General features: G+C 65.4%; 9 protein-coding genes. 3 read left to right on the forward strand and 6 right to left on the reverse strand.

Features of this window, described 5'->3' with window-relative positions:
- The 3 genes from VF497_RS07290 to VF497_RS07300 form a co-directional block, all read left to right on the forward strand.
- On the forward strand, positions 1-463 hold a 463-nt coding region (locus tag VF497_RS07290; protein ID WP_330887176.1), incomplete at its 5' end, for an efflux RND transporter permease subunit.
- A gap of 712 nt (positions 464-1175) precedes the next feature.
- Complete coding sequence (locus VF497_RS07295) at positions 1176-4349, forward strand: multidrug efflux RND transporter permease subunit (RefSeq protein WP_330887178.1); 3174 nt, start codon at positions 1176-1178, stop codon at positions 4347-4349.
- 66 nt (positions 4350-4415) lie between these two features.
- A complete protein-coding gene (locus VF497_RS07300; protein ID WP_330887180.1) occupies positions 4416-5933 on the forward strand; it encodes an efflux transporter outer membrane subunit in 1518 nt (505 codons plus the stop codon).
- Positions 5934-5952: 19 nt separating this feature from the next.
- Here VF497_RS07300 and VF497_RS07305 read toward each other — a convergent pair whose 3' ends face one another.
- The 6 genes from VF497_RS07305 to VF497_RS07330 all read right to left on the reverse strand — a co-directional run.
- Positions 5953-6393 carry a nucleoside deaminase gene (locus tag VF497_RS07305; RefSeq protein WP_330887182.1) on the reverse strand — a complete coding sequence of 147 codons (441 nt, stop codon included), beginning with the start codon at positions 6391-6393 and terminating at the stop codon, positions 5953-5955.
- 38 nt (positions 6394-6431) lie between these two features.
- Positions 6432-7151: an LPS export ABC transporter ATP-binding protein gene (lptB, locus tag VF497_RS07310; protein ID WP_330887184.1), complete on the reverse strand. Its 720-nt coding sequence runs from the start codon at positions 7149-7151 to the stop codon at positions 6432-6434.
- Positions 7151-7855, reverse strand: coding sequence for a lipopolysaccharide transport periplasmic protein LptA (gene lptA / locus VF497_RS07315; protein ID WP_330887186.1), 705 nt, complete (start codon positions 7853-7855; stop codon positions 7151-7153). Before lptA ends, lptB begins: the two co-directional genes overlap by 1 nt.
- Positions 7855-8481: an LPS export ABC transporter periplasmic protein LptC gene (gene lptC, locus VF497_RS07320; protein ID WP_330887188.1), complete on the reverse strand. Its 627-nt coding sequence runs from the start codon at positions 8479-8481 to the stop codon at positions 7855-7857. The genes lptA and lptC overlap by 1 nt, the downstream gene beginning before the upstream one ends.
- Positions 8478-9002, reverse strand: a complete 525-nt coding sequence (kdsC, locus tag VF497_RS07325; protein ID WP_330887190.1) for a 3-deoxy-manno-octulosonate-8-phosphatase KdsC — start codon at positions 9000-9002, stop codon at positions 8478-8480. The genes lptC and kdsC overlap by 4 nt, the downstream gene beginning before the upstream one ends.
- A 686-nt stretch (positions 9003-9688) precedes the next feature.
- Positions 9689-10304, reverse strand: a 616-nt coding sequence (locus VF497_RS07330; protein ID WP_330887193.1) for an APC family permease, incomplete at its 5' end; no start/stop codon positions are given.

Consider the following 10304-nt stretch of genomic DNA (forward strand, 5'->3'; position numbering starts at 1 on the left):
GTCGACGTTGCCTTCGGCCGGCATCGGCGCGTTGCTCGCGCTGATGATCGCGCGCAGCGACCTCGGCATCGTCGGCATCATCGGCATCATCCTGCTGATCGGCATCGTCAAGAAGAACGCGATCATGATGGTCGACTTCGCGCTTGATGCAGAGCGCGAACACGGCCTCGCGCCGCGCGAGGCGATCTACCAGGCCTGCCTGCTGCGCTTCCGGCCGATCCTGATGACGACGCTGGCCGCGCTGTTCGGCGCGCTGCCGCTGATGCTCGGCACAGGTGTCGGTTCCGAGTTGCGCCATCCTTTGGGTGTGACGATCGTCGGTGGCTTGATCGTCAGCCAGGTGTTGACGTTGTTCACGACGCCGGTGATTTATCTCGCGTTCGATCGCTTGCAGCAGCGCCTGGCGAAGCGGCTGGCGCCGCCGGAGGACGCCGCGCGCGGTGAGGGTGGGGCGCACGCATGACCTCGCGTTCGCTCGCTTTTGCTCGTCATTCCAGCGGAAGCTGGAATCCAGCTTGTGTTTTTGATCTTACTTTTTCGAGCAAGAGCTTCCACTCGTCCTGCGGACGAGCGGGTGACTTTCTCTTGCTCGCCCAAGAGAAAGTCACCAAAGAGAATGCGCCCCAGAGCATTGCGCCCGACGCGCATCCTGCGCGCCGGGTCCGCGTCATCGGCCGGGTTCCGTTGACAGCACATCCGTGTGCTGGCAACGGAATGAGCGCGATCCATCGCGCTCACCCTGCGGGGCCTCTTCGTCCGCTGCCGCCACAATGCAATGGGGACCCGGAGAAGCCAGAGCAGCGCGCTCCTGCGCGCCCGGCTTTGGCACTTGATCCCGCTCTCGATCTTCGGGTCCCCGTTTGCCGCGGCGAGGGCAGGTCGGAAATGCTCGCAGAGTCGCGCGCACGATGCGCGCGAGTTCGTTGCACGGACAGGGATGTGCGTTCAACGAACCCCAACCTGTCCTCGCGCACTGCCGCAGGCAGCGCGGCATCCGGGGTGTGTTCTCTTTGGTTACTTTCTCTTGCACAAGCAAGAGAAAGTGACCCGCGCGCCAGACGCGCGCGGAAAAGCGAAGGGATGCGGTTACAACAAGATCAAGAGCAAAGATGCTGGATTCCGGCAACCCATGCCGGAATGACGAGCAAGAGCAAAGCAGATGCGAGGCGAGTGTCATGCGCCTGACCAGCATCTCCGAACCCTTCATCAAACGCCCCGTCGCGACGACCCTGCTGACGTTCGGCGTCGCGCTCGCCGGCATGGTTGCGTTCGCGCTGCTGCCGGTGTCGCCGCTGCCGCAGGTCGATATCCCGACCATCTCGGTCAGCGCGAGCCTGCCGGGTGCGAGTCCGGAGACGATGGCGACCTCGGTCGCGACGCCGCTCGAACGCCAACTTGGGCGCATTGCCGGCGTGACCGAGATGACCTCGTCGAGCTCGGTCGGATCGACGCGCGTGGTGTTGCAGTTCGACTTGTCGCGCGACATCGACGGCGCCGCGCGCGAAGTGCAGGCGGCGATCAGCGCGGCGCGCGCACAGTTGCCGAGCGGCATGCCGAGCAACCCGACCTACCGCAAGGTCAATCCCGCCGACCAGCCGATCATGGTATTGGCGCTGACTTCGAAGACGCTGCCGATCGCCAAGATCTACGATGCGGCTTCGACCATCGTCGGGCAGAAGATCTCGCAGGTGCAGGGCGTCGGCCAGGCCAATGTCGGCGGTGGCTCGCTGCCGGCGGTGCGCGTGGACCTCAATCTCAACGCGTTGAACAAGCTCGGCATCTCGATGGATACCGTACGCAACGCTTTGAGCAACGCGAACGCGAACCGGCCGAAGGGATCGGTCGAGCTCGGCGACCGGCACTGGCAGATCTACACCAACGATCAGGCGCGCGAGGCGAGCGAATATCGCGGTCTGATCGTCGCCTGGAAGGACGGCGCCGCGGTGCGCCTGTCCGATGTCGCCGAGGTGACCGAATCGGTCGAGAACGTGCGCAATCTCGGTCTTGCCAACGGCGAGCAGGCCGTACTGATCTGGGTGCTCAAGCAGCCGAACGCGAACATCCTCGACACGGTCGAGCGCGTGAAGGCGCTGTTGCCGCAGCTCAGTGCCTCGATCCCGGTCGGCATCGAGATCACGACGATCAACGAACGCACGACGACGATCCGCGCTTCGCTGCACGACGTCGAGCGCACGCTCGTCATCGCGATCGTGCTGGTCGTCTTCGTTGTGTTCGTGTTCCTGCGCTCGTGGCGCGCGACGCTGGTGCCGGCGATCGCGGTGCCGGTGTCGCTGGTCGGCACGTTCTCGATTATGTATCTGGCCGGATTCAGCCTCGACAACCTCTCGCTGATGGCGCTTACTATCGCGACTGGTTTCGTCGTCGACGATGCCGTCGTCGTGCTCGAAAACATCTCGCGCCACCTGGAGGCGGGCATGTCGCGCCTGCAGGCGGTTCTCGTCGGCGCGCGCGAAGTCGGATTCACCGTGCTGTCGATGAGCCTGTCGCTGATCGCGGTGTTCGTGCCGATCCTGTTGATGGGCGGCATTGTCGGGCGCTATTTCCGCGAGTTCTCGGTGACCTTGTCGGTGGCGATCCTGATCTCGCTCGTGGTTTCGCTGACGACCACGCCGATGATGTGCGCGTATCTGCTGCGCGGCCACGGAACACACGGCGCGGACGACCGCGAGCGACCGGCCGGCAGCGCGCGCACGAGATTCTTCGACTTCTTCCGCCGCTGGGGCGAGCGTTCGGAGCGCGCATTCGCGTGGTTGCTCGCACACTACGAATCGACCTTGAGCTGGGCGCTGTCGCGCCCGTTGCTGATGATGTGGACGCTGCTGCTGGCCGTGCTGCTCAACGTCTACCTGTACATGGTCATCCCGAAGGGCTTCTTTCCGCAGCAGGACATCGGCATGCTCGTCGGCGGTTTTCGCGCCGACCAGAGCTCCTCGTTCCAGGCGACCTCGGCGAAGATGAAGGAACTCATGGCGCTGGTGAAGGCCGATCCCGCGGTGCAGTCGCTGGCCGGCTTCACCGGCGGCAGCGACAGCAACGGCGGCTTCATGTTCATCTCGCTCAAGCCGCTCGCCGAGCGCCAGTTGTCGGCGATGCAGGTGATCGGGCGCTTGCGCCCGAAACTCGCGGAAATCGCCGGCGTGAGCCTGTTCCTCGCGCCCGCGCAGGACATCCGCATCGGCGGGCGCCAATCCAATTCGACCTATCAGTACACTCTGCAAAGCGACAGCCTGCAGGAACTGCGCAAGTGGGGGCCGAAGATCGCCGACGCGCTCAAGCTTGCGCCCGAACTTGCCGATGTCGACAGCGATCAGCAGGACCGCGGCCTGGAAACGATGCTGCAGTTCGACCGCACGACGATGTCTCGCCTCGGCGTCACGATGAGCTCGGTCGACAGCGCGCTCAACAACGCCTTCGGCCAGCGCCAGGTATCGACGATCTACAACGCGCTCAACCAGTACCACGTGGTCATGGAAGTGGCGCAGGAGTTCGTGCAGAACCCGGACACGCTGCGCGACATCTACGTCGCCAGCACACGCGGCAAGATGGTGCCGCTGATGTCGTTCGCCACCTACGGGCCGGGTTCGGCGCCGCTCGAGGTCAACCATCAGAGCCAGTTCGTCTCGGCCACGGTTTCGTTCAATCTCGCCGACGGCTATTCCCTTTCCGACGCGACCGCGGCGATCAACCGCGAGATGGCGCGCGTCGGCGCGCCGGTCTCGATCCACGGCGCATTCGCGGGTACGGCGAACGCGTTCCAGCAGTCACTCGACAACCAGCCGTTCCTGATCCTCGCCGCGCTGCTCGCGGTCTACATCGTCCTCGGCGTCCTGTACGAGAGCTACGTGCATCCGCTGACGATCCTGTCGACGCTGCCGTCTGCCGGCGTCGGCGCCCTGCTTGCGCTGCTCGCCTGTGGCACCGAGTTCAGCGTGATCGCGCTGATCGGGGTGATTCTGCTGATCGGCATCGTCAAGAAGAACGCGATCATGATGATCGACTTCGCGCTCGAGGCCGAGCGCGGGGAAGGGCTCGAGGCGCGCGAGGCGATCTTCCGCGCCTGCCTGTTGCGCTTCCGGCCGATCATGATGACCACGCTCGCGGCGATGCTCGGGGCGCTGCCGCTCGCGCTCGGCTTCGGCGAAGGCAGCGAGATGCGCCGCCCGCTCGGCATCTCGATTTTCGGCGGGCTGCTGGTCAGCCAGTTGCTCACGCTGTACACCACGCCGGTCGTGTATCTGTATCTCGACCGCTTCCGCCTGTGGGCGAAGCGGAAGTGGGCGCGCTACTACACGCCGCCACCCGGAGCGACGCCACCGGCTGTGGTATGAGCTTACGTACTTGTCATTCCGGCACTGACCGCCGCAATGACGTCAGGGAGTTTGCAGATCACGATCATGAACAGCATTGCTGAAAGAACTATACTTTTATCATTTGCGGCACTGCTTTCTGCCTGCGCCGCCGGCCCCGACTACAAGCGTCCGGAGGTGCCCGGTGCTTCGACCTACGCGAACGATGCGTACAAGGAGCAGGCCGGTTGGAAGCTCGCGCAGCCGGCCGATGTGCTCGATCGCGGTGCATGGTGGGAGGTCTTCGCGGATCCGGTGCTCGACGATCTGCAGAAGCAGGTCGAAGCCGCAAACCAGAGCCTCAGGCAGGCCGAGGCGCAATACCGGCAGGCTGCCGCGCTGGTCTCGAGTGCGCGCGCGAGCTTCTGGCCGGCCGTGTCGGCGAGCCTGACCGCGACGCGCTCGGGGCGCTACAGCACCTCGAGCGGCAGCATTGTGTCGGGTGGCACGGTGATCGGCGGCGGCTCCGGCTCGACGATCAGCAAGTCGTACCAGTTGCCGATCGCGGCAACCTGGGAGCCCGACCTCTGGGGCGGCGTACGCCGCCAGGTCGAGGGCGACGTCGCCAGCGCGCAGGCGAGTGCCGCCACGCTGGCAAACACGCGCCTGTCGCTGCAGGCGACGCTGGCGCAGACCTATTTCCAGTTGCGCATCGTCGACGAGCAGAAGCGCCTGCTCGACGACACGGTCGATGCCTACCAGAAGGCGCTGCAGCTGACCGAAAACCAGTACAAGGTCGGCGTCGCCGCGCGTGCGGACGTGGTCCAGGCGCAGACGCAGCTGAAGAACGCACAGGTACAGCTGATCGACCTCGGCATCGCCCGCGCACAGTACGAGCACGCGATCGCCGTGCTCGTCGGCCAGACGCCCGCGCAGTTCTCGCTCGCGCCCGCGCGGCTGACGCTGAAGCCGCCGGCGATTCCGTTGGGACTGCCGTCGCAACTACTCGAACGCCGCCCCGACGTGGCCGTCGCCGAGCGCCAGACCGCGCAGGCGAATGCGCAGGTCGGCGTCGCGACTGCGGCATGGTTCCCCTCGCTCACGCTATCGGCGAACGGTGGCTATTCCAGTTCGATCTGGTCACAACTGCTCGACGCGCCGAGCCGCTACTGGTCGCTCGGGCCGAAGCTCGCCGAAACCCTGTTCGACGGCGGCGCGCGCAGCGCACAGAGCGCGCAGGCGCGCGCGGCATGGGATGCGGCCGTCGCGAGCTACCGCCAGGTTTCGCTTGCCGCGTTCCAGAACGTCGAGGACCAGATCGCCGCGCTGCGCATCCTCGAGCAGGAAGCGCAGGAACAAGACGCGGCGGTCCGGCTTGCCGAGCAGTCGCTCAAGATCACGACCAACCAGTATCGCGCCGGCATCGTCAGCTATCTCAACGTCATCACCGCGCAGAACACCGCCTACAGCAGCGAGCGCGCGGCGATCACCCTGCTCGGCACGCGTCTCAACGACAGCGTCGGTCTGGTCAAGGCGCTCGGCGGTGGCTGGCAGGCGAAGGAGTTGCCGGAGGGAGGCGACATCAGCCGGCGCTCGCAGGCCCCGGGCGAAAAGAAGCGCGACTGAGGCACTACGAGTCGCGCTTCTACACGCCGATGTCCTCGTTCCACAGCTCTGGCCGCGCGGCGATGAACTTGCGCATCAGCTCGATGCAGCGCGCATCGTTGACGACGTCGAGCTGCACGCCCTTCGAACGCAGCCAATCCTCCTCGCCAAGGAAGGTGACGTTCTCGCCGACGATCACGCGCGGAATGCCGTAGAGCGCGATCGCGCCCGAGCACATCGAGCACGGCGACAGCGTCGTATAGATCGTCGATTCGCGGTAGACGCGGGCTGGGTGGCGCCCGGCGTTCTCGAGTGCATCCATCTCGCCATGCAGCGTCGCGCTGCCCTTCTGCACGCGCCGGTTGTGACCGCGGCCGATAATGCGGCCTTCGTATACAAGTACACTTCCGATCGGAATGCCGCCTTCGGCAAGGCCGAGTTCGGCTTCTGCTATCGCGGCGTCGAGAAAGGGATCGGACATGATGTCTCCGGCTGAGTGTCGACGGGCTGACAGCGAGCTTACAGTCGGAACTTCTCGCCGAGATACACCTCGCGCACCTGCTTGTTCGCGAGCACGTCCTCGGGTGAGCCTTTGGCGAGCACGCCGCCGTCGTTCATGATGTAGGCGCGATCGCAGATGCCGAGCGTCTCGCGCACGTTGTGGTCGGTGATGAGGATGCCGATGCCGCGCTGCTTGAGCTGGAGCACGATGCGCTGGATGCCGTCGACCGAGATCGGGTCGATGCCGGCGAACGGCTCGTCGAGCAGCATGAAGCGCGGCTTCGCCGCGAGTGCGCGCGTGATCTCCACGCGCCGGCGTTCGCCGCCCGACAATGACTGGCCCTTGGACTTGGCGATGTGCGCGATCTGCAGTTCGTCGAGCAGCGCTTCGAGTTCGCGGCGGCGGTCCTCGGCGTCGAGGTCCTCGCGCAGCTCGAGGATGGCGAGGATGTTCTCCTCGACGGTAAGGCGACGGAAGACGCTCGGTTCCTGCGGCAGGTAGCCGACGCCGAGGCGCGCGCGCGCGTGCATCGGCATCGCGGTGATGTCGTGCTCGTCGAGCGTGATGCGGCCGGCGTCGGCGCCGACCAGGCCGACGACCATGTAGAACGTCGTCGTCTTGCCTGCGCCGTTCGGGCCGAGCAGGCCGACGATTTCGCCCTGTTCAAGCGTGAACTCGAAGTCGCGCACGACGGCGCGACCTTTGTAGCTTTTTTGCAGGCCTACTGCGTTGAGCATCAGTGCGCGCCGTCCTTGCTCTTGTCGGCGGAGGGCTTCACTGCCGGTTTCGCTTCCTTCGGCTGCGGCTTTGCTTCGCCCGGTTTGTCCGTGATCTTTGCCGCAGCTGGCTTGGCCGCGCCCGTGGCGAAGCCACAGTTGTTCGGGCTCTCGTTCTGCGTCTGCGTCTTCGCTTCCATGACCAGATGCACGCGTGCGGCGGGGTCGGCCTTGTTGCCCGATTCCATGTCGCCCGTGTCGGTGTTGTAGATCAAGTGTTCGCCGCGGAACTCGCCACGGCCTTGCTGCACGATGACCGCGCTACCGGTCAGCTCGGCGAGGTTGGTCAGCGGGTTGTAGTCGATTTTGTCGGCGTTCGCGGTCATCAGCCCGCAGTCGCCGTCGTGCACCTGCTGCATGTGCGCCTGCTTGCCGGTGAGGATCACGCGCGACATCTTGCCGGCGTTGGGATCTTTCGCGGCAGAGGGAATCTGCTGGATCGTCGCGTGCGCCGCGGTCATCTTGATCGAGCCGCGCGTGATGACGACGTTGCCGTCGAGGTCGAACAGGTCCGGATCGTTCGCCGCGCCGGTCTTGCTCTGCACCGACTTCGAATAGTTCGCATCGGCATTGGCCGGCTGGTCCTTGTCGCTCTTCAGCGCGAACGCCTGGCTTGCGAGCAGTAGCGCGGTCGTGCCGCAGATGGTGAGAGTTTTCCGCGTCATCATTTTCCTTTCCCCGGCATGGTAACGATGTGTACTTCGGACAAGAGCTCGACGGTTTTCAGATCGAGGTCGGCCTTCATGCCGACGCTGTGCGAGACCGTATTCGTTTCGGAGATCACCGTCGGCGCCGCCGTTTCCATGCGCTTGTTCCGGTGCGGTGCATTGGCGATCGGATGGCCTTGCGCATCCTTGAGCTTGGGATCGGTCGTGATCGTCAGATCGTTCGTGTCGAGGTCCACGCGCTCGACCTTCTCGGTCGGCTCGCGGTGCATCAGCACCTTGCCTTCGAGCTTCATCACGTTGCCGTCCTTGTCGACCCAGGCCGACTCGGACGTGCCCTTCCAGGTGTTGCTGCTGTTGTCGACGATTTCGTAGTTCGGCAGGGTGACGTAGACCGAGCCATCGTCGCCGCGGCGCGCCATGCGCGGCCCGGTCACGGTGAACGAGTGCGCACCCTCGCTGTCGAGTGCGTCGAGGGTGAAGTCGTTCATCGTGTAGTCCGAGCGCGGCGGGCCGGTGAAGTCCTCGCTCGTGTCACGCGCGCGCATCAGCCACACCTCCATCCACGCGGCGAACGCGATCAATGCGAGGACGGCGATGACGAGCCAGGTGCGGCGTTCGATCATGGCAGTTCGAGCTTGCCCTGCGCAGCGAGCAGCAGGTCGCAGACCTCGCGCGCGGCGCCTTTGCCTCCGGCCAGACGCGTGCGCCAGAGCGCGCGTTCACGCACGTACGGATGCGCGTTGGCCGGTGCGATCGACAGGCCGGCGCGCTGCATCGGCGGCAGGTCGACGACGTCGTCGCCGGTGAAGCAGGCCTCCTCGGGTGCCAGTTGCAGCGCCTTGAGCAAGTGCTCGAAGCAGGCGAGCTTGTCGTGGCGGCCCTGGTAGACATGAACGATGCCGAGTTCGGCCATGCGCACCGAGACGACATGACTCGTGCGCGCGGTGATCACCGCGATCTCGATACCGGCTGCGGCGAGACGCTTCATCCCCGCGCCATCATGCGCGTGGAACGCCTTCAACTCGCTGCCGTCGGCGGCATACCAGAGTCGTCCGTCGGTCAGCACGCCATCGACGTCGAACACCGCGAGCTTGATGCGTGCGGCGCGCTGGAGGATGTCGGCGGGAAGATCGGTTGGCAGCATGAGGTTCGGGCGGATTCGCGGACGGCAATTCTACAGGCAACGGGTGTTAACGCGGGCTGAGGGGGGCTTTTGCACTTGTGCTTTAAGAGCAAAGGCTTCCACTCGCCCTACGGACGAGCGTCCTACGTTCTCTGCTCGTGCAGAGAAAGTAGGCAAAGAGACACGCCCCAGAACATTGCGCCCTTCGGGCATCCTGCCCGAAGGCTCCGCGTCAGCAGCCGGGCTTCGCTGACTGCACGTCCGTGTGCAGGCAGCGAAGTCGGCGCGATCCCTCGCGCCGCCCCTGCGGGCGTTTCCGGCCGCTGCCGCCGCAATGTAATGGGGACCCTAAAGCCAGAGCAGCGCGCTCCTGCGCGCCAAAGCAGAAAAGCATTGCACGCGTATGCTCACGATCTGGATTGTGACTTTCCTCCCCCTTCACCGCACCGAGCATCGCAGGCGGCGGCGGGGGAAAGGCGCGCATGTCCGAGCGCAGGGATGCGCGAGTTCGCGCCGGCCCGACGCCGACGAGCAGCGCAGGGCACCTCGCGGCTCTTCTGCGAGGTGCGGTGTCGGGGGCGGCGTCTTTTGGTTACTTTTCTTCGCTGGTGAAGAAAAGTAACCCGCTCGTCCGCAGGAAGAGTGGAAGCTTTTGCTCTTAAAAGCCAACGAACAAAGCTAGTTCAGCCGGAATGACGAGCAGATGGCTAGTTCGCAGCTGCGGAACCGCGCCTGCGCGTCCAGTACCAATACACCGGAATCCCCGCGAGCGTGATCAAAATCCCCATGCCGGCATCGCGCGGACTCTGCCATACGGTCGTGGCGACGACCCAGGCGACGACGACGAGGAACAGGATCGGCAGCAGCGGATACAGCGGCACGCGGAACGTCAGCGCGGCATCGTCGGCGCGCGTGCGCCGATACCAGAACAGCGTGGCGATCACCGCAGCGATTCCGATCCAGTCGCCGACGGTCGAGTAGTTCAGCAGCTGGTCGAAGGTGCCGGTCAGCGCGAGCACGCAGGCCCAGCCGGCGAGCATCAGCAGGGCGGTGTTCGGCGAATGCCAGCGCGGGTGCAGCGGCGCCGCGGAGCGGAAGAACACGCCGTCGGCGGCCATGACCTGGAACACGCGCGCCGCGCCGATCAGCGAGATGTGGACGAAACCCAGGGTCGAGATCGCGATGCCGAGCGCGATCAGGCGCGCGCCGGGTTCGCCGAAGACCTGGCGCATCACGTCGGCCGCGGGCGCGGCGCTCGCGGCGAGGCCGGCATGGCCGAGCACGGCGAGGTAGGCCGCGTTGGCGAGCACGTAGCATGCGGCG

This window comes from Rudaea sp., assembly GCF_036383415.1.
Lineage (GTDB): Bacteria > Pseudomonadota > Gammaproteobacteria > Xanthomonadales > Rhodanobacteraceae > Rudaea.